The sequence below is a fragment of the Pseudoalteromonas sp. GutCa3 genome (assembly GCF_002836155.1).
Taxonomy (GTDB): domain Bacteria; phylum Pseudomonadota; class Gammaproteobacteria; order Enterobacterales; family Alteromonadaceae; genus Pseudoalteromonas; species Pseudoalteromonas arctica.
The window spans coordinates 40,831-62,022 of record NZ_PJBK01000103.1; the positions used below are offsets into that span (position 1 = coordinate 40,831).

At 39.5% G+C, this 21,192-nt stretch carries 16 protein-coding genes; 13 read left to right on the forward strand and 3 right to left on the reverse strand.

Annotated features, from left to right (window positions below):
- Positions 1-67: 67 nt before the first annotated feature.
- The 9 genes from CXF64_RS19665 (at position 68) to tldD (ending at position 12,792) form a co-directional block, all read left to right on the forward strand.
- Entirely contained in the window at positions 68-2,128 is a 2,061-nt protein-coding gene (locus tag CXF64_RS19665; RefSeq protein ID WP_101217861.1) for an SUMF1/EgtB/PvdO family nonheme iron enzyme, read from the forward strand.
- A 134-nt stretch (positions 2,129-2,262) separates the two neighbouring features.
- Positions 2,263-3,306: a rod shape-determining protein gene (locus CXF64_RS19670; RefSeq protein WP_007586338.1), complete on the forward strand. Its 1,044-nt coding sequence runs from the start codon at positions 2,263-2,265 to the stop codon at positions 3,304-3,306.
- Entirely contained in the window at positions 3,306-4,148 is an 843-nt protein-coding gene (mreC, locus tag CXF64_RS19675) for a rod shape-determining protein MreC (protein ID WP_010553767.1), read from the forward strand. Before CXF64_RS19670 ends, mreC begins: the two co-directional genes overlap by 1 nt.
- On the forward strand, positions 4,141-4,620 hold the full coding sequence (gene mreD / locus CXF64_RS19680; protein ID WP_007586341.1) for a rod shape-determining protein MreD: 480 nt from the start codon (positions 4,141-4,143) through the stop codon (positions 4,618-4,620). The genes mreC and mreD overlap by 8 nt, the downstream gene beginning before the upstream one ends.
- Complete coding sequence (locus tag CXF64_RS19685; RefSeq protein ID WP_007586343.1) at positions 4,620-5,189, forward strand: Maf family protein; 570 nt, start codon at positions 4,620-4,622, stop codon at positions 5,187-5,189. The genes mreD and CXF64_RS19685 overlap by 1 nt, the downstream gene beginning before the upstream one ends.
- Position 5,190: 1 nt before the next feature.
- Positions 5,191-6,663 (forward strand): ribonuclease G, encoded by a 1,473-nt coding sequence (gene rng / locus CXF64_RS19690; RefSeq protein WP_007586345.1) that lies wholly within the window; start codon positions 5,191-5,193, stop codon positions 6,661-6,663.
- Positions 6,663-10,520, forward strand: a complete 3,858-nt coding sequence (locus CXF64_RS19695; RefSeq protein ID WP_101217862.1) for a YhdP family protein — start codon at positions 6,663-6,665, stop codon at positions 10,518-10,520. The genes rng and CXF64_RS19695 overlap by 1 nt, the downstream gene beginning before the upstream one ends.
- Positions 10,517-11,356: a carbon-nitrogen hydrolase family protein gene (locus tag CXF64_RS19700; protein ID WP_010553764.1), complete on the forward strand. Its 840-nt coding sequence runs from the start codon at positions 10,517-10,519 to the stop codon at positions 11,354-11,356. Before CXF64_RS19695 ends, CXF64_RS19700 begins: the two co-directional genes overlap by 4 nt.
- Entirely contained in the window at positions 11,353-12,792 is a 1,440-nt protein-coding gene (gene tldD / locus CXF64_RS19705; RefSeq protein ID WP_101217863.1) for a metalloprotease TldD, read from the forward strand. Before CXF64_RS19700 ends, tldD begins: the two co-directional genes overlap by 4 nt.
- 52 nt (positions 12,793-12,844) lie before the next feature.
- Here the strand turns inward: tldD and CXF64_RS19710 are convergent, their stop codons facing one another.
- The 3 genes from CXF64_RS19710 to gorA form a co-directional block, all read right to left on the reverse strand.
- Positions 12,845-13,681: a mechanosensitive ion channel family protein gene (locus CXF64_RS19710; protein ID WP_007586353.1), complete on the reverse strand. Its 837-nt coding sequence runs from the start codon at positions 13,679-13,681 to the stop codon at positions 12,845-12,847.
- A gap of 107 nt (positions 13,682-13,788) precedes the next feature.
- The gene (locus CXF64_RS19715) at positions 13,789-14,421 is read right to left on the reverse strand and encodes a hypothetical protein (RefSeq protein WP_101217864.1); all 633 of its coding nucleotides are present in this window, start codon (positions 14,419-14,421) and stop codon (positions 13,789-13,791) included.
- Between the two features lie 264 nt (positions 14,422-14,685).
- Complete coding sequence (gene gorA / locus CXF64_RS19720; RefSeq protein WP_101217865.1) at positions 14,686-16,047, reverse strand: glutathione-disulfide reductase; 1,362 nt, start codon at positions 16,045-16,047, stop codon at positions 14,686-14,688.
- 78 nt (positions 16,048-16,125) lie between these two features.
- On the opposite strand from gorA, the gene CXF64_RS19725 reads away from it, so the two are divergent.
- The 4 genes from CXF64_RS19725 (at position 16,126) to CXF64_RS19740 (ending at position 21,057) form a co-directional block, all read left to right on the forward strand.
- The gene (locus CXF64_RS19725; RefSeq protein WP_101217866.1) at positions 16,126-16,800 is read left to right on the forward strand and encodes a DUF2461 domain-containing protein; all 675 of its coding nucleotides are present in this window, start codon (positions 16,126-16,128) and stop codon (positions 16,798-16,800) included.
- 86 nt (positions 16,801-16,886) lie between these two features.
- Positions 16,887-18,926 (forward strand): oligopeptidase A, encoded by a 2,040-nt coding sequence (gene prlC, locus CXF64_RS19730; RefSeq protein ID WP_024589849.1) that lies wholly within the window; start codon positions 16,887-16,889, stop codon positions 18,924-18,926.
- A 139-nt stretch (positions 18,927-19,065) separates the two neighbouring features.
- A complete protein-coding gene (locus CXF64_RS19735; RefSeq protein ID WP_101217867.1) occupies positions 19,066-20,244 on the forward strand; it encodes a response regulator transcription factor in 1,179 nt (392 codons plus the stop codon).
- A 57-nt stretch (positions 20,245-20,301) separates the two neighbouring features.
- Complete coding sequence (locus CXF64_RS19740) at positions 20,302-21,057, forward strand: class I SAM-dependent methyltransferase (protein ID WP_101217868.1); 756 nt, start codon at positions 20,302-20,304, stop codon at positions 21,055-21,057.
- The last annotated feature ends 135 nt before the right edge of the window (positions 21,058-21,192 follow it).

The window sequence follows — 21,192 nt, forward strand, 5'->3', positions numbered from 1 at the left end:
AGCATAAGGCTTTAATTATAAAAAATAATAACGACCAAATAATTGCCGCTTTTTGGGACTGGAATATATGCGAATTACTCCTTTATCTCTGTTAATTTCAGCTAGTTTGTTAGCTAGTTTGTTAGCTAGTAGTGCATTTGCACAAGACACAGCTACAGTGACTGGAATTGACTCAGAGATTAGTGTTAAACAGACAGAATACGATAACTCGACAAGAATACTTGAAAAACATCTTAAAGAAGAAAGTCAGTTACAAAATCAATTAGAGCTACTTCGTTCTCGTTCTACAGAGCTAGATAAAGAAAAAAACCAAGCGCTCGATGCGATGAACGAAATGTACCGTCGTTTAATTGACGATCCCACTATTAATATTAGTGCGGCTCAATCACGCTATCAAAAAGCGGTGATTGATCATAAGCAAAATAAAGATGACATTTCTATGCAGTTGGCGGCAATTGCATCCCACCGTAAAGATATAGAACAAATTCGTGTTGCTAAGCATACGCTTTTAAATACATTAGAAAGTTTAAAAGAGCAGTTAACGACAGCCCGCGTAGAGCGTTTACGTAACGAGTTTACACGTGAAGGTACGCTTGAGGTTAACCACACTATTAACTGTAAGCGAACAGAAACGCTAGCAGCATGTGAGCAACGCGGTCAGCAAATGGGTCTACAAAAAGCAACTAAACGCTTTGTTGATCAAATTTTTGCAAATCTAACAGAAGAGCGAATTGTTGAGCCAAAACGTAATTTGGCGGGCGCTCAAGTACAAATATTAAGTAGCCATGTAGTTAACAGTGCATTTAGCGGCCAAGGTAATTACAACGTTAACTTAAGTGTAACTATGCGCGGCGAAGTTAATAGCAGCCGTTTATGTAGCTTATTAAGCATAGATAACCGCTATTGTTCTGAGTACGGCACGCCACTTACGGCTGCTTATCAACCAGCGTATAACAATACATTTACTGATAGTCAGTTGACATTCAGTAATAGCGCGGATAATAGCAACACAGTGTCGGTTTCTCGTTTAAATGAGCAGCCAGTGCGTGATTATTCAGTTAAACCTGCATCGGTGAAAAAAGATTACCCTTCTATCCTTAATAAGAAGAAGGATCAATCGGTAGAGCTAACATTACGATCAAACGTATACGACGATGAAGTGTTTATCGATGGTGTAAGCTTTGGCTCAACACGCTTGATTACACGTTTACCGCCGGGCATTCATAACATTGAAATACGTAAACTTGGTTATAAACCTTATCAAGCACGTGTTGATTTGAATAAAGCGCAAACAATTAATGCAAATTTAGTAAAAAAGCCTAAGTCGATTGCTGCACCGACCTATACTCGAGAGCAACCAGAAGTAACAACACGCCAGGTTAGTGAAAACGTTAATGTATTAAATGCAAACGTTGAAACGCCGGTTGTCGTTATTCCTGCAGGCAAATTTAAAATGGGCGATATTAACGGCAATGGTTTAGCTAATGAACGTCCAGTAATTGAAAAAGTAATAGCAAATTCTTTCGCTATGCAAAGTAAAGAAGTAACCGTGGGTGCCTACGAAAAGTTTGTAGCAAATACAGGTTATAAAACTCAAGCGGAAAAAAATAAAGGGTGTGCGTATTATTTAAATGGCGAACCAGTATGGGAAGCAAATTTAAATTGGCGTAATCCTGGTTTTGAGCAAGGCAGTGACTTTCCTGCTGTATGTTTAACTTATAACGATGCAAAAGCTTATGCTGAGTGGTTATCTGGTCAAACAGGACAGCAATTTCGTTTACCTAACGAAGTTGAGTGGGAATACGCAGCACGTGCAGGAACTGAAACAGAATACCCTTGGGGTAACGAAATTGGTAAAAACCTAGCTAACTGTGGTTGGTGTGGTAGTGAATGGTCAAACAGACGTGCATCACCAGTAGGTTCTTTTTCTCCAAATGCATTTGGATTATACGATACCGTAGGCAATGTATGGGAATGGACCGATAAAGAATCAGGTGAGTCTGATGTAGCAGTAAGAGGCGGAGCGTGGAACTTTGCACCAAGCCTTGCTCGTGCATCTACGCGTTTAATTTTAGCGCCTGATTTTAGATCTAACTACATTGGTTTTCGCTTAGTTCGCGAAAGATAAAACTCAATTAAGGAAGCTTTGCTTCCTTTTTTCACAAATTCACAAAGGCGCTGCGCTTTATATTGCTCATATAGTTGAGCATGTTAAAGTGAGGCAGCTAATATAAGAACGTATTTCAAAGGTCATCCAGCCTCATGTTTAAAAAACTCCGTGGTATTTTTTCTAACGATCTATCGATCGACTTGGGTACAGCCAATACCCTAATTTATGTAAAAGACGAAGGCATTGTATTAAATGAACCTTCTGTTGTTGCTATCCGCCAAGAGCGTGCTGGTGGACCTAAAAGTGTTGCATCTGTAGGTACAGAAGCAAAGCTTATGTTAGGTCGTACACCGGGTAATATAAAAGCGATTCGTCCAATGAAAGACGGTGTTATAGCTGACTTTTTTGTAACAGAAAAAATGTTACAACACTTCATTAAACAAGTGCATAACAATAACTTTATGCGTCCAAGTCCGCGTGTACTAATTTGTGTACCGTGTGGTGCTACTCAAGTAGAAAAACGTGCAATACGTGAATCTGCAATGGGTGCAGGTGCTCGTGAAGTTTACTTAATTGAAGAACCAATGGCAGCAGCTATTGGCGCAGGCTTACCAGTATCAGAAGCAACAGGTTCTATGGTTGTTGATATTGGTGGTGGTACAACTGAAGTTGCTATTATTTCACTTAACGGCGTTGTTTACTCATCATCTGTTCGTATTGGTGGTGATAAGTTTGACGAAGCTATCATTAATTATGTACGCCGTAACTTTGGTAGCTTAATTGGTGAAGCGACAGCTGAAAATATTAAGCATCAAATTGGCTCTGCGTTTAAAACTGATGAGCCAATCGAAATTGAAGTGCGCGGTCGTAACCTTGCAGAAGGTGTTCCGCGTTCATTCACACTTAACTCACACGAAATCCTAGAAGCTCTACAAGAGCCATTAATGGGTATTGTGAGTGCAGTAATGGTTGCGCTTGAGCAATCACCACCAGAGCTGGCATCAGATATTTCTGCGCACGGTATGGTACTTACTGGCGGTGGCGCATTGTTAAAAGATTTAGACCGTTTATTAATGGAAGAAACGGGTATTCCGGTTGTTGTTGCTGATGATCCACTTACATGTGTTGCACGTGGTGGTGGTAAAGCACTTGAAATGATCGATGTTCATGGTGGTGACGTTTTTAGTTACGACTAATGAAATTAATGTTTGGACGCACAGTCTCTTTGCAACTGCGACTTTTTGTCGCAGTGCTTTTGAGTATCGTACTCATTGTTGGAGACAGATATACGCAAGGTGGTACCGTTGTTCGTACCAGCCTCAATACCTTAGTTAGCCCACTAATTTATGTTGCCAATTTACCCTACGAATTATTTAGCTTAAGTGCTAAAAGCCTGCATACGCGGGAGCAACTTCTTACTGAAAACGAAGCGCTGAAAAAAAAGCAAATGCTACAAAGCGAGCAACTTCAGCAGTATCAATTTCTAGCCAGAGAAAACCAAAAACTACGCGCCTTATTAGGCTCATCTGCAAAGCAATCAAATCGTAAAATTATTGCTCAAGTACTTTCTGTGCATTCAAACCCGTATAGTCATCAAGTTGTTATAAATCGAGGTACCACCGATGGACTTAGTGAAAGCCAAGCCGTCATTGATGAGATGGGTGTAGTAGGGCAGCTCACAAAGGTTGGTTCAACAACTTCACGCGTATTACTCATGACCGACACTACACATGCCACACCTGTGCGTATACTGCGTAACGATGTACGAACGGTTGTTGAGGGCATAGGTAAAATTAACGTAGTTAAGCTCTCTCACGTTCCGCACAGCTTAGATGTGCGAATTGGCGATGTACTTGTTACATCAGGATTAGGTGGCACATTCCCAGAGGGATACCCGGTGGCTGTAGTAACCGAAATAAACCGTGATGAAGGCCGCCCGTTTGCACAAGTTTTTGCAGAACCTATTGCGCAATTAGATCGCATTCGTTTGCTGGTTATTTTATGGCGTAATCAACAGGAGCAAATCAGCGATGATTAACCGTTATTCATTGTTAATTGCGCTAAGCATCTTTTTTGCTTTAATAATGGCATTAATGCCGCTCCCTTTTTCGTTTGAACCATTTAGACCTGACTGGGTTTTACTTGTACTTATGTATTGGTCGTTGGCAGTACCGCATCGTTTAAATATTGGTACTGCTTGGGTTGTTGGTTTATTAATAGATTTAGCATCTGGTTCACCGCTAGGTGTGAACTCGCTTACATTTTCAATATGTATATTTGTAACCGCGAGCAACTTTCAAAAAATTCGTAACTTTTCGCTTTGGCAACAGAGCTTATTAATTGGTTTGTTTTTAACGCTGTATCATTTAATGCAGTTTTGGCTAAATCACTTTTTGTTAGGGGTTTACTTTAATCCACAGTATTTATGGCCAGTAGCAACCGGAATGGTTAGTTGGTTTTGGGTGTTTTTACTACTTCGTAAATATCGCAGACATTTTAGGATCAGGTAATGACTACCGCAGTATATTTGGCATCAGCCTCTCCCCGTCGTAAAGAGCTATTAAGCCAATTAGGTGTCGAATTTACACAATTTAGTGTTGATGCAGATGAAAGCCCACTTCCAAACGAGCAACCTAGAGCACTTGTTGAGCGTTTAGCTCGCTTGAAAGCCCAAAGCGGTGTAGAGCTTGGATATACCGATCGCCCTGTACTTGGTAGTGATACCGTGGTTGTTATCGATAATGAATCACTGGGTAAACCTCGTGATAAAAACGATTTTATACACACATTAAAACGTTTATCAGGTAACACACATCAAGTACTTACCGCAGTTGCATTTGCGACGCAAAATGATGTGCTTAGCTGTGTTGTAAGCACAGATGTCACCTTTAAAACTTTAACTGATGAAGAAATAAATACCTACTGGGATTCTAATGAGCCACAAGATAAAGCCGGTGGCTACGGTATCCAAGGTTTAGGTGGTCGCTTTGTAACTCACATTGCGGGTAGCTATTTTTCTGTTGTAGGCTTACCTTTATATGAAACCGAACAATTATTAAAAACATTCTTAAGAAGGTAACATGAGTACAGAATTACTGATCAATGTCACACCGAGCGAAAGCCGTGTTGCCCTAATAGAAAACGGTGTACTGCAAGAAATACAGCTAGAGCGAATTGGTAATCTAGGTATTGTAGGCAATATTTACCTAGGAAAAATAAGCCGTGTACTTCCGGGTATGCAGGCTGCTTTTGTTGATATCGGCCTTGAAAAAGCGGCATTTTTGCATGCATCCGATATTGTAAATAGTGCCTCTATTGTTGAAGGCGTAGACGACGTACCAATAAAAAAAGTACAAGATATTAGAGAGTTAGTTCGTCAAGGCCAATACATTATGGTGCAAGTGGTAAAAGATCCGCTAGGCACTAAAGGCGCAAGACTCACCACTGATATAACTATTCCTTCTCGCTATTTAGTGTTTATGCCAGATGCGACCCATGTAGGGGTTAGTCAGCGTATTGAAACTGAAGAAGAGCGCTCACGCCTTAAAAAAATAGTCGCAGAATATGGCGACGAAAATGGCAGCTTTATTGTACGTACAGCAGCCGAAGGCGCTAGCGAAGCAGAATTACGACACGATGCCGGTTTTTTAAGAAAACTGTGGGAAAAAATTACAGCTCGTCGCAAAAAAACCAGTAAAGCCAGCATCCTTCACGAAGATTTAACGCTTGCCTTTAGAACCCTACGTGATTACGTGGGCGAAGATATGGAACGCATTCGCGTTGACTCTAAACTTACTCATGAAGAGCTAAAGTTATTTACTGAAGAGTTTGTTCCACAACTGTCTCAAGTACTCGAATACTATCCAGGTGAGCGACCTATATTTGATTTGTTTGACGTTGAAAACGAAATTCAAAAAGCACTACATCGTAAAGTTACGCTAAAATCCGGTGGTTATATAATTATTGATCAAACAGAAGCGATGACGACTGTTGATGTTAATACTGGTGCATTTGTAGGACATCGTAATTTAGAAGAAACGATTTTTAATACCAACGTAGAAGCAACCTCTGCAATTGCTCGCCAGCTTAGGCTGCGTAATTTAGGCGGTATTATCATTATCGACTTTATCGATATGGTAAGTGAGGATCATAAGCGCCGAGTATTACATTCACTTGAATCAGCACTTGCAAAAGATCGCACTAAAACAAATATCAATGGGCTTTCAGCACTTGGGCTTGTTGAAATGACGCGTAAACGTACACGCGAAAGCTTAGAGCATATTTTATGTGATGTATGTCCTGCGTGTTCTGGTCGTGGTTCGCAAAAAACAGTTGAAACGGTTTGCTACGAAATACTACGTGAAATAGTGCGTGTTAACCGAGCATACGCTGCCGATAAGTTTATGGTGTACGCAGCGCCTGCTGTAAGTGAAGCCTTACTAAACGACGAGTACCATAACCTTGCCGAGCTTGAACTATTTATTGGTAAGCAAGTCAATATTCAAACAGAGAGCTTATACAGCCAAGAACAGTTTGATGTGGTAATGATGTAATGAAAGCTAAAGCGGTCTGTTTTTTTTGTTTTAGGAAGTTATGGCAGACTTGCGCCATAATTTTGGTATTACTGGCCGTTATTGTTTCAATTTTAAAATATACCCTCCCGTATGCAAACGAATACAAAGGTAATATAGAAAGCTATTTACACGAAAAGTTTGAAATAAGCTTATCTATTGGCGAAATATCAGCAAGTTGGCAGGGCAGTGGTCCTGCATTAGTACTAGAGAATTTATCGTTTAAAGATAACGAAACTGCACCAATATCACTCACCATTGCTAAAACCAGCTTAGAGCTAAACTTATGGGAAAGCTTAAAAGCACTGCAACTTAGATCTAATTATTTTGTTATTAATGGTTTTCATACCAGTGTAAATATCACCAACTTATTTAAAACCGGTGACAACGACGAAGTCTCTTTTGAGCAAAAAGAGCTAATTGAAGAACTGTTTTTGGGTAAAACGGGTCATTTTGCAATAGAAAATTCCAGTATTAACTTTGTTCTAGAAGACGGTAAAGAGCGTAAGTTACTCCTCAAAAATATTGTTTGGCAAAATGAAGATGAGCAGCATCTTGGTAGTGGGAGCTTAGCATTGCCGGGTATTTCGGTCGGTGATTTTGATGCGCGAATAGCACTTACTGGCGATACCCTAGAGCAAGTTGCGGGCGACATTTATGTGCAGGCTAATAAGGTCGATGTATCTAACTGGTTAGCGCAATATATAAATACGCAAAAGCAACAACTGCATAGCGATATTAATTTACAAGCGTGGCTAAAACTAGATAAAGGTTTTGTAAGCGATATAAAAATGCAGTGGCTACCAAGCTTTGTGCGTTGGCAGCGAGAAGAGCAAAGCCAACAAGTTAGCTTGAGTGAAGGTGGATTCCATCTATATCCCGAGCAAAATAGCTGGCACTTAAAAAGCACCGGTTTAACATTTAATAGTAACGATAAAGCATGGCCAAGTTTAGAGTTTGAAGCTCAACTAGGGGCGAAAAATGAAGTGTGGCTCCATCAAGTTGATTTTGAATTACTTAGTAACCTAGCAGGGCTAAGTAATTTTGATGCACTTGAACCATTTTTAGAGCGCCAACCTAGCGGGCAAATAGATCACGCTTATTTAAATTTTTCTAATGCGCAGCAATGGCAATTATGGTTTGAGGCTGACAATATTGGTTGGCAAGAATTAAGGTCGGTACCTGCAGCACAAGGACTTAGAGTAAATGGTTTACTTAATCAAAGTAGTGGTCGAATAAATTTATTTGGCGAAAATGGCACATTAGTTACAGGCGAAAGCTTTAGTAACGACATAAATTATAATCAGCTAAATGTAGAGCTAGATTTAGCTAAGCGAGATGATGGCTGGCATATAAGTAGTGACAATATATGGTTTGATAATAATGAAGTTACTCTTGCTGCAGAATTACAAATTAGTCTAACAGATGATCCTCGATTAGATCTTTACGCTGAAGCGTTCGCCCCAGATGCCAACATTGCAGGTCATTACTTCCCATTAAAAGCTATGAGCCCTGAGCTCGTTAGCTATTTAAATGGTGCAATTAAAGGCGGAGAAGTATCTAAAGCACAAGTCTTATTTGCAGGACCTTTATCTGGTTTTCCATTCACCGATGGCAGCGGTCAGTTTAATGTATTAGCGCAAATAGACAACGCAACCTATGAGTTTGATCCTGATTGGCCTTTGGTCACTAATGCCAATGTACAGCTTCGTTTTGAAAATGAGCGTATGGATATATATAGCCAGCAAGGTAAGTTGGTTAATTTAGATATTGGTAATAGTGTACAGGTAAGCATTGCAGATTTAATGCATGCTGATGAACTTATTGTGCAAATTGATAAAAAAGCACAAATGGAAAAGTTACATGACTTTTTTGCAGCGACACCTATTACCAAACCTCTTGCTGAAATTTTTAAAGTTGTGCAGGGCAAAGGCGAAGCCGATGCCAGTATTGAGCTTTTAGTAGGCTCAAAGTTTAAAGGCGGAGCCAGTGTTAGCGGCAAGGTTAATTTAAATGACTTGCCAGTATTTATAGCAACGCCAGGGATTGAGCTTAAAAACTTAACTGGCGAGCTTAATTTTAAAAACGACAATATCACACTTAAAAATGCGACTGCGAAGTGGCTGGGCATGCCGCTAACTATTGATTACAGCAGTAAAAGTGATGCAAAAAATTACCAAGCAAACATAGATATAAACGCCAAAATTGATGCCGATACACTAATAGATAGTGGACAAGGCATATTGAAAAATTATTTAAGCGGGCAAAGTGATGTTGATATTGGCTTAGTACTTAATTTTGAAGAACAAGGTTTTAATTACCGCGCCCAAGTTACTTCGGAGCTACTTGGTCTAACAAGTAATCTACCTGCACCTTATAATAAAAATAGTGAACAAGTGTGGGCGCTTGATGCAGTAGTACAAGGTGATGATATTTCTAATCTCATTACCGCAAACGCTAATCAACAGTTTTACTTTAATGCTATTTTAGAAAATGGAAAATCACAGTTTAGTAATGTCCATTTTGTGCTCGGAAAACAAGATTTAGGATTAAACCAAAAAGACTTAAGCGTAAATATAAATCTAGAACAGAGTGAATTAGTGCCTTGGTTTGATCTGATTGATCAAATAATTAAAGCTGGTAAAGCAAACCCAGATCAAGAATCAAAAGGGATTATGCCACCGCTTAATGAGGTGGTCGCAAATATAGGTATGCTTGATGCGAGTAACATCATTTTTAATGATTTTGAAATGCGTTTAGCACCATCAAAAGACGATTTATACCTAAAGCTAAATGCTAAAGAACTTAGAGCTGGGGTTTTTATCCCTACATCACAGCCTAGCCAGCCCATACGAATTAATGCCGATTACTTAAGGCTTAATTTTGCACCGCACAATGAGCAAGTACTTGAAATAACAGATGTACTTCCTGAGAAAGACTTGAGCTGGCTTACTAAAATACCTGCCATTGAGTTTGAATGTAGTGATTGCAAAATTGACCGCTACCAACTTGATAAAGTGAGTGCGTCATTATTAGGTGATGGAGAGCGTTTATCAATATCAGAACTTGTAGTCGATAAAGGCGATCATGTACTGCGCACTAAAGGGCAGTGGCAAAATGGATTAACAACGCTAAGTGGCGAGCTTAAAAGTGATGACATAGGCGCACTGTTTGGTGAGTTTGATATAACCTCCGCGATTAAAGACTCAAAAGCCGATCTAAATTATGATCTTACTTGGCAAGCAGCACCTTATGATTTTGATGTGAAAAGTTTAAGTGGCGAGATAGCTTGGGATTTAGGAGAAGGTCACTTAACTGAAGTTAGCGATGGCGGGGCACGCGTATTTTCGTTACTGAGCCTTGATTCATTAGTACGCAAGCTGAAACTTGATTTTAGAGATGTATTTTCAAAGGGCTTTTTTTATAACAGCATGCAAGGCACTATGCAGTTAGAAAATGGTATTGCTTACACTAAAGATACCAAAATGGACGGCGTACCCGCCGATTTAACCATTAAAGGTTATGCAAATTTAAACACGCTTGATATAGATTATGATCTTGCTGTAGCGCCGCAGGTAACCTCGAGTATTCCGGTTATAGTTGCATGGATGGTAAACCCAGTAACAGGGCTTGCTGCCTTAGCAATTGATAAAGTTATTCATTCTGCGCGCGTCATCTCAGAGATCAACTTTAAAGTAACGGGTAAAATGAACGATCCCATTGTTCAAGAACTCGACAGAAAAAGTCGTGAAGTTACGCTTCCTCAAGCTGCGCAAAATCAGCCACAAGCATCAGTCGATTTAAAACTTAAAGATGCACAAGCAATAGTAACGCAATGAATAAAACTGAAATACTAAGCACTCCCACAATAGTTGCCCTGCAAATGTGTTCAGGGCTAAACCCTGATGACAACATAGCAAGCTTAAAGCGTGCACTTAAAACACTTCCAGCAACAAGACCATTACTTGTTTGTTTGCCTGAGGCTTTTTTAGTGTTTAGTAAAAGTGGTAACGATACGTTACGTGTTGCTAAGCAAGTTGAGCGATACAAACTACAACTTAGTGAATTGTGCCAACACCATAATATTTGGTTAAATGCAGGGACAATGCCTGAGCCATTTAACGAACATAAATATTATGCAGCATCGCACTTATATAATAATCAAGGCGAGCTGGTTGCAACGTATAACAAAATACATTTATTTGATGTAAACGTAGATGATCAAACAGGTAGCTATCGAGAGTCAGATTTTACCCAAGCAGGTAGCGATGTGGTTGTTGTTGATTCTCCCTTTGGTAAAATAGGCTTAACAGTATGTTATGATCTGCGCTTTAGTGGCTTATTCAATGAACTAGTACGCCAAGGCGCCGATATTATTTTAGTACCAAGTGCATTTACAGTCGTCACAGGACAAGCGCATTGGCAGCCATTATTAGCAGCTCGCGCAATAGAAACGCAATGTTATGTAGTTGCAGCAGCTCAGTATGGTACACATGAAAATGGCCGACAAACATATGGCCACAGTATTATTATTTCACCTTGGGGAAGTATCCTGAGTGAATTGCCAACAGGCACCGGTTTTATAAGCTGCAACGCAGATTTAGACCAGTTACAAAAAATTAGACGAGATATGCCCGTGCAGTCTCATCAACGATTTAGAGAGCATTTATTATGAATTCGGTTGAACAGCATTTACTACAAGACAGCCAGTTAAATAGAGAAGAGCTCGAAAAAACGCTCGCTTACATACATCAGCATAAAGTGGATTACGCCGATTTATATTTTCAATCAAGCCACCACGAATCTTGGGTGCTTGAAGACGGCTTAGTTAAAGAAGGCTCTTATAACGTTGAACGTGGCGTTGGGGTACGTGCTGTAAGCGGCGAAAAAACAGGTTTTTCTTACTCTGATGCAATAAATCTTGAAGCACTTAATAAAGCGGCTACAGCGGCTCGTAGCATCGCAGATGCTGGCGAAGATAGAGCGATTAAAGTATTTAGTGATGTTAAAGCTAAAGAGCAGTTTGCACCGCATCAGCCAATTTCGAGTATGAGCGATACCGACAAGGTGAGTTTATTACGCGAACTTGAAAACTATATTCGTGAACTAGCACCCGATGCAGAGCAAGTAATTAGTTCAATGTCGGCGGTATACGAAGAAGTATTAATCGCAGCAAGTGACGGTACGTTTGCCACCGATATTCGCCCGCTTATTCGTTTAAACTGCTCAGTGCTGCTTGAAAAAAATGGTCGCCGTGAACGCGGTGGCGCAGGTGGTGGTGCACGTTTAGATTATGGTTACTTTAAAGAACTTGTTGATGGTAAACCACGTTGGATGGAATTTGCTGAAGAAGCTGTACGCCAAGCTAAAGTAAATCTTGAAGCTATTGATGCACCTGCAGGCACGATGGAAGTTGTACTTGGTAATGGTTGGCCTGGCGTGCTTTTACACGAAGCAGTAGGGCATGGACTTGAAGGCGACTTTAACCGCAAAGGCGCGTCTGCGTTTAGTGGTAAAGTGGGCCAAAAAGTAGCATCTGAGCTGTGTACTGTTGTTGATGATGGCACCATGGTCGATCGCCGTGGGTCACTTAATGTGGATGATGAAGGCACACCAGCCGCTTACAACGTACTCATCGAAAACGGTATTTTAAAAGGCTATATGCAAGATAAGCTAAACGCGCGTTTAATGGGTGTAAGCCCTACCGGTAACGCACGCCGTGAGTCGTATGCACATTTACCAATGCCTCGCATGACTAACACATACATGTTAGGCGGAGAGAGCAGCCAAGCCGATATTATCAGCTCAGTTAAAAAAGGGGTATTCGCGCCTAACTTTGGCGGCGGACAAGTTGATATAACCTCAGGTAAGTTTGTATTTAGCGCATCAGAAGCGTATTTAATCGAAAATGGTAAAATTACCCAACCAATTAAAGGCGCAACGCTTATTGGTAATGGCCCAGAAGTAATGCAGCAAATATCGATGGTTGGTAACGACTTAGCACTTGATAAAGGTGTTGGTGTTTGTGGTAAAGATGGTCAAAGCGTACCCGTAGGCGTAGGCCAACCAAGCTTAAAAATAGATCAGTTAACAGTGGGCGGTACAGCATAAACAATATGAGCGCGAAGTAAGTTCGCGCTTTTTGTTTTAATGAAGGCGGGGTTTATGCCCCTCCTTCATCCTCTTTATTTTTTTCAGCCTCTTTATACCATAATGCAAAAAAGCACTCTGTTAATTTATGCTCTATCTCAAGCGCTTTTTCTGTAGGACAAAACAAGGTAAAGCTTGCTTTAAATTCACCTAAATCAGTTGTACCAAAGTGAATTACTGGCTCCGGGCCAGATATTTTTGCATCAAGTTTGCGCTCAATCATCGAATTATAACGGCTTGCTACTTCTTGAAACTCTTCGCAATACAGCTTAGCTTGCTCAGTTAATGTGTCGTGAATAGGGTACGGATTAAAGCTCTCTCTTCGGACAATAATAAAATGATGTGTAACAAAGCGTTTTACAAAGTTTAAGTTTTTAATAGAGCTGGTAATCAGCTTATTATTAGGTATGTATATGGTTTTTCTAGAAAATTGATAAGTATGTATATCAATTTCATGCATGGTTGTTTTTATCCAATCCGTTTCAGCTACTTCACCAAAATAATCACCAACTTGTATCCAATCACCGACTCTAAACGGGCGGGTTGTTACGAGGTAAAAAAAGCCTATTACACACTGAATAAACTCACGCGTTGCAAGCACAATCGCCACAGCAAAAGCAGCAATAGAAAGTGCAAAGTTTTGAATTTCGGTAGACCACACAAACAGCAGCGATATCATCATTACAAAATTAATAAAATGCTTAATATTGTGTGCGATGTAACGAATATCTTTTTCTTTTTTTTCTGCGCGATTTTTAGCCAGCTTATCAACAAGTACTTTTAGTACAAATGCAATTGTGATCATTACAATTGAAAGAAGAAACGGATGCAGCAATATATCTTTAGTCATAATATCCAATTAAACGCGAGTTGATAAAAACAGGCTCAGTATATTGATTTATTAAACCAATTAGCAAATTTAGTGCAAAAAAAGTAACCAATAAAAATGGAGAAACGTTATTGAGTTACTTCATCAGTGCAATGTTTGTGATCTTTAGCCATTCTTTTTCGGCATATGAGTACAAGCTCAATGGCTGAAATAAAGATTAGAGTATAGCCAAGCGTTTCTATACCCTCTTCAACAATGTTTTTTACTGCACGTACGTAGTCATCGCCCATTACTGAATGCCAAAATGCGCCTTTGCCCATCATTCGCGAAAATGCGAGTAAAGTAACCATGCCTGATAAGCAAATTCCATAACTAGGAGTGAGGCTATAGGCTTTTAAAGAGTTAAAAATACTTCCTCTCTTTGTTATTAAATAAACAAACACACCAGCTAAAATTGAATAGACGATACTTTGCCAAGCGCCATCAAAAAAGTATAAGTCGAGGTAGGTATCAAACTCTCTTACAAACATCATTGCCGATAACGCAGCAAGTAATACTGCCGGTATTTTGAGTTGAAAGTTAATTCGTGAAGCATAGAAAAACAAAATACAGCTTAAAAAAGTTAAAACATCTTGCATATGTTCAGTAAGAGTTTCTTCACTGTAAAGTGCATACTGTTTTAATTCAAACCCTTCAAGTTGAATTAAATGAGCAACGCCCGCTAGACACAGTAAGTAAATAAATGACCGTAGTAAAAACATAAAAAACCATGAGAAACTATAAATGCGCGAGATTCTAATTGTAAAAATGCCTTAAAGCCAAAACAAAATTTAAACTTTTAATATTTTTATCGGTCTAATATTTTTACTGTTAAAATAATAGCTTAGATATTTATTTAATGTTGAATGGATGTTTTTAATGTGACGTTTTAAGTGGTTTGTTGTGCAAAATATAACAAGCATTAAAAAGCCCTTACTATTTACTTAGCAAGGGCTTTTTATAATTGAGAACTTAGAGTTTAGCGCCTAGCGCATCGTTACAAATTCTTCCGAGCCTGTAGGGTGAATCGCAACAACGGCATCAAAATCAGCTTTAGTAGCGCCCATTTTCATGGCAACGGCAAAACCTTGAATCATTTCATCAACCGCAAAACCAATACCATGTAGGCCAACTACTTTTTCGTCAGGGCCGGCACATACAAGTTTCATTTTACAAGGCTGGCGATGTTTAGTTACCGCTGTGTACATAGCCGTAAAACCAGATTGGTAAATTTTAACGTTTTCTTCGCCGTACTGAGAAATAGCTTCTTGCTCAGTTAAACCAATAGTACCAATAGGTGGATGACTAAATACAACAGTAGGAACTAAGCTGTAATCCATTTTTAAATCATCTGGTAGTTCTTTATTAAATAAACGCTCAGATAAAGTACGGCCTGCTTTTACTGCTACCGGTGTAAGTTCAATACCATTTTCGATGATATCGCCAACCGCGTATACATTTTTAGCTGTGGTATTTTGATACTCATCAACTTTTACAAAACCATCGCTGTTAACTTCTACGCCGGCAGCAGCTACATTAATTGCATCTGTTGTTGGCTGGCGGCCAATGGCCCAAATTACTTGGTCAACGTTATGAGTTTTGCCATTATCTAAATGTAGCGTTACAGAGCCATCATCTTCTTTAACTAATTTATGAGGTACAGATTCTGTATGAAGAGTAGGGCCTTCAGCAGCCATTACTTCAACAAGCGTATCTACAATATATGGGTCAAAACTACGAAGTGGGGCATGCTTACGTACAAATAAATGTGTCTCAGTACCTAAACCATGTAATACACCAGCAAGCTCAACGGCTATGTAGCCTGCGCCTATTACTGCAACGCGTTTAGGTTGCTCTTTTAGTTCAAAAAAGCCATTTGAATCGATACCGTGTTCAGCACCTTCAATATGCGGAATGCTTGGGCGGCCGCCTACTGCAATTAATATATGGTCGGCTGTGTAGTGCTCGCCGTTTACTTCAACTGTTTTATTATCTACAAATTTAGCAAAGCCTTTAATTACAGTAACGCCATTGCTAGCAAGGCCACTGTCATAACCTTTATGAATTCGGCCTATGTAGGCTTCACGGCTTTCTACTAGTTTGCTCCAATCAAAGCCTTTTACTTCAACATTAAAGCCGTAATCTGGGGCATATAAATTAATTGCTTCAGCAACCTGAGCACCGTGCCACATTACTTTTTTAGGTACGCAGCCTACGTTTACACACGTGCCGCCCATGTGTTTTGCTTCTATAAGTGCTACTTTAGCGCCACGCATTGCCGCTCTATTTGCAGAGGCAATACCACCACTGCCACCACCGATTGCAATATAATCAAAGTGTTGTGTCATTTTATGTCCTTAGGCGTTGAGTTTTATGCGCATTAGCATAACATTAAGTTTTAAAAATAAAGAGTGTTTAGGTGACCTATGTTTAGTAAAAAAACATTCGAATTTCTTGCTCAGCTTGATCAAAACAATAATAGAGACTGGTTTAACGACCATAAATCACAGTATGAGGAATACGTAAGAGAGCCTGCTTTAGATTTCATTAGGCAAATGCAAGCGCCACTTACTGAGGTTTCTAGCCATTTTGTCGCATCAGATAAAAAAGTGGGCGGTAGTTTAATGAGAATCCATAAGGATGCGCGTTTTAGTAAAGATAAAACCCCATATAAAATTAATGTAGGGATTCAGTTTCGCCATTTTATGGGAAAAAACGTACACGCCCCGGGTTTTTATTTTCACTTAGCAAATGACGAATGTTTTATAGGTGCTGGTATTTGGCGACCAGAATCAAAGGCGCTTAACGCAATTAGAACCTGCATAGATGAAAACCCAAATAGCTATAAAAAAGCAATTTATGATGAGCAATTTAAATCTATATTTGAAATGTCAGGAGAATCGCTAAAACGCCCGCCAAGAGGTTTTGAAAAAGAGCATCCCTTAATAGATGAGCTCAAGCGAAAAGACTTTATAGCCATTAGCTCGCTTACTCAAAAACAAGTATGTAGCAATAATTTAGTTGATACGGTGTTAGAACGTTATAAAGTGGCCGACTCATTAATGGGTTATTTGTGTTTTGCTCTGGAGCAACCATATTAAAATTAAACAACTTAAAAGCGGCTGAGTTGTTTTTTTACTTTTAGACCCAATTTAAAACGTAATGCATTAACGCAAAGAGAGTATTTATGAGCAACCCATTAATTGGCCTTGAAGGCTTACCACCATTTTCAAAAATAAAGCCTGAGTACGTAGTACCAGCACTAAAAGACGGTATCGAGCTTTGTCGTAAAGCCATTGATGACGTGTTAGCTAAAGGCTCGTATACGTGGGATGACTTAGTATTACCCCTTGAAGAAGCTGACGATAAATTATCGCGCATGTTCTCCCCTGTATCGCATTTAAATTCAGTAATGAATAACGACGAATTACGTGAAGCTTACGAGCAGTGCTTACCGTTAATATCTGAATATTCAACATTTGTAGGTCAGCACCAAGGTTTATACAACGCGTATAATACGCTTTATAACAGTGACGAATTTAAAACGCTGACTACAGCACAACAAAAAACAATTACTAATGCGCTACGCGATTTTAAATTATCGGGTATTGCTCTGGCGGCAGAGCAGCAAAAACGCTACGGCGAAATTAGCGCGCGTTTATCAGAACTTGCCTCAAAATTTGGCAACAACGTAATGGATGCCACACTTGCTTGGCACAAACATATTACTGATGAGAGCGACTTAGCTGGCTTGCCAGAATCTGCTTTAGCACTTGCAGCTGATACCGCAAAAAGTAAAGAATTAGATGGCTGGTTATTTACACTCGATTTCCCGTCGTATTTACCAATAATGGCTTACGCAGATAACCGCGAATTACGCAAAGAAACTTACACCGCGTTTTCTACGCGCGCATCAGATCAAGGCCCTAACGCCGGTGAGTTTGATAACTCTGATATTATGAGCGAGGAGCTTGCGCTTCGCCATGAACTTGCACAGTTACTAGGGTTTAACAGCTACGCTGAAAAGTCACTCGCGACTAAAATGGCCGAAACACCAGAACAAGTATTCTCATTTTTAGAAGACCTAGCAGCTAAATCAAAACCACAAGCAGAGCAAGAAGTGGCCGAGCTAAAAGCCTATGCTGAGCAAAAACACGGTATTTCTGAATTAGAAGCATGGGATTTTGGTTACTACAGCGAAAAGCTTAAGCAAGAAAAGTATGCAATTTCAGACGAAGTACTACGTCCTTACTTCCCAGCAAATAAAGTGCTTAGCGGCTTATTCGAAACCGTTAATCGCTTATTTGGCATTAGCGTAAAAGAAGTTACTGACTTTGATACTTATCACAAAGATGTACGCTTTTTTGAAATTGTAGATAGTAGCAATACTCTACGCGGACGTTTTTATCTCGATTTATATGCACGCGACCACAAACGTGGCGGCGCGTGGATGGATGACTGTATGGGTCGTAAAGTACGCGCTAACGGCGAACTACAAACTCCAGTGGCTTATTTAGTGTGTAACTTTAATAAGGCGGTTGGCGATAAACCTGCGCTGTTTACTCATGACGAAGTAACTACTTTATTTCATGAGTTTGGTCATGGTATTCACCACATGCTTACACAAGTTGATGCCGCGCCAGTGGCTGGCATTAATGGTGTAGCGTGGGATGCGGTAGAGCTTCCTAGTCAGTTTTTAGAAAATTGGTGTTATGACGAAGAGGCCCTGAGCTTTATTTCAGGTCATTATGAAACGGGTGAGCCGTTACCTAAAGAGCTACTTGATAAATTACTAGCGGCTAAAAACTATAACTCAGGCGTACAAATGCTACGTCAAATTGAGTTTTCGTTATTCGATTTTAAAATCCATAACGATTACAAAGTGGGTGAGCAATGCCAAATTCAAGCAGTACTAAACGATGTACGTAGCCGCACATCAATCGTTAAACCGCCTGAGTTTAACCGTTTTCAAAATGGTTTTAGCCATATTTTTGCCGGTGGTTATAGTGCAGGTTACTACTCGTATAAGTGGGCTGAAGTACTTTCTGCTGATGCATTTTCTAAATTTGAAGAAGAAGGTATTTTTAACGCTGAAACAGGGCAAGCCTTCATGCAAAATATTTTAGAAAAAGGCGGTAGCGAAGAGCCAATGGAATTATTTAAAAAGTTCCGTGGTCGTGAGCCAAATGTCGACGCGTTACTACGCCATAGCGGTATTGCTGTTTAAAAATTAATATTTAGCACAAACCAAATTAAAGCGCCTATATGGCGCTTTTTTATTATTTTAAAATTATTATCTAATAATTTTTAGTAATTTCATCCTACCGTACTATGCTTTTAGCACACCTAATAAAATGGACTAAGGCATGGCAAAGTTGGTATTGGCAATTGATGACGACAAGTATGTTCATCATATAATTGAAGAGTCTTTAGCAGGGTTTTGTAAAATAATTCATGCAAAAGATGGCGATGAAGGATTAAGGCTAACCAATAAATACAACCCAGATATTATTTTACTCGATATTGAAATGCCAGGTATGTCAGGTTATGACGTATGTAAAACTATAAAGCAGAGTCAAAATACTCAGGATATTCCCGTTATGTTTCTCTCATCTAAAATAGAGCTAAGCGATCGGGTAAAAGGTTATAGCGTCGGCGCATCTGATTACATTACAAAACCTTTTAATGCAGAAGAGTTAATAGCGCGAATAAAGGTACTTTACGAATATAGGCAAAAATGCGCAAAACTAAAATTGGATATAGTAAAAGCGAATAAAACAGCTGAAATGGCAATGACAGAGTCAGGTGATATGGGGCGTATAATGCGCTACGTTGGACAAAGTTATCACGCTAATAATTTTCAATCGTTGAGTGAATACTTTTTGACCTTTTTTGCTCCTTTAAATTTAGATGTTGTGGTTGTGTTTTGGTATCAAGGAAAAGGTATTTTTTACAGCCAGCAAAGTGGTGTTTGCCCGTTAGAGCAAGAGCTGCTTGAGCAACATCGAAATGCTCAACGATTTGTTGATATTAGTAGCAGCACTATCATTAATTATCCCAAAGTGTCCCTTTTGATAAAAAATATGCCAGTTGATAACGATGCTTTGTATGGGCGCTACAAAGATCTGTTCCCGCATATATTAGAAGTAACCAACGAGAAGGTTGTTACCATGGAAAGAAGCGAAAGCAGTTATGAGCAGGCAGCTCAAATAAGTACAGCCCTTCAAGATATTGTTAAGCAGTTAACTACTCAAAATGTAGAGCAAAACAAAAGTACTAAAGAGTTTATAGAGCAGCTACATGAACTTGACTGCGCTATTAAGCTACAACAAACACAAGCAAATCCTGCGGATCTCACTTTATATATATCTCAATTGGATCAAACAATGCAGTTATTTGTATCGGCTAATAGTGATTTAGCCTTTATCAAATATCAGCTTAAACAAGTTGCCGAAAGCCGCAATGAACTTATATCCAATTTACGTACTAAAGCGGAAGCCGCAAAGGTCAATACGAATCATCATAGTGATATAGAGCTATTTTAGTGCTTTAAAGTAAAGCGGTTGATATACTACAGACGTATTTTATCGTCGGAGTTTATTGTGGTTATTCAGTGTGCTTTTAAAGAGTTACGCCCTTATTTAAATGAATTAGAAACACGCTTTGGTTTAGCCCAATGGGCGCAAAATTGCAGTGGCTTTAGCTTACATTACGATGATAAAGGGTTAAGTCTATTTAAAACAGACGAGCCTAAACTAGGTGCAATTAACGTTGATTTTGTTACCGGTGCTGCCGCCCATAGGCGTAAGTTTGGCGGTGGTAAAGGGCAAGCAATTGCCAAAGCGGTGGGTTTAAATAAAGGCGCAACGCCTGTTGTACTTGATGCTACCGCTGGTTTAGGGCGAGATGGTTTTGTACTTGCCTCGCTAGGGTGCAAAGTTATATTACATGAACGTCACCCGGTTGTAGCTGCACTTTTATACGATGGTTTAAAGCGAGCCTATAGCGATATTGAAATTGGTTTGTGGATGAAAGAAAACATGAGCCTAATATTTGGCTCAAGCCATACTTTGCTCTCTCAATGCGAAAGCATGCCTGATGTTGTTTATTTAGATCCCATGTTCCCGCATCGCGAAAAATCAGCATTAGTTAAAAAAGAAATGCGCGTATTCCAAGAGCTTGTTGGTGCAGACAACGACGCTGACGACCTACTTAATTTTGCCTATCCACTTGCCAGTAAGCGTGTCGTTGTAAAGCGCCCCGATTACGCGCCATTCTTAAACGAAAAAACCCCAAGTATGCAGATCAAAACCAAAAAGAACCGTTTTGATGTCTATGTAAAGGCGGCAATGATTTAAGCATCAAAACAAATCGGCGTTATATCCCTAGAACTTATGTCGCTGAAACCATACTTTGACATAATACAAGCATACTTTGACATAATACAAGCATACTGTGACATAATTAAACCATACTTTGACATAAAACTTACT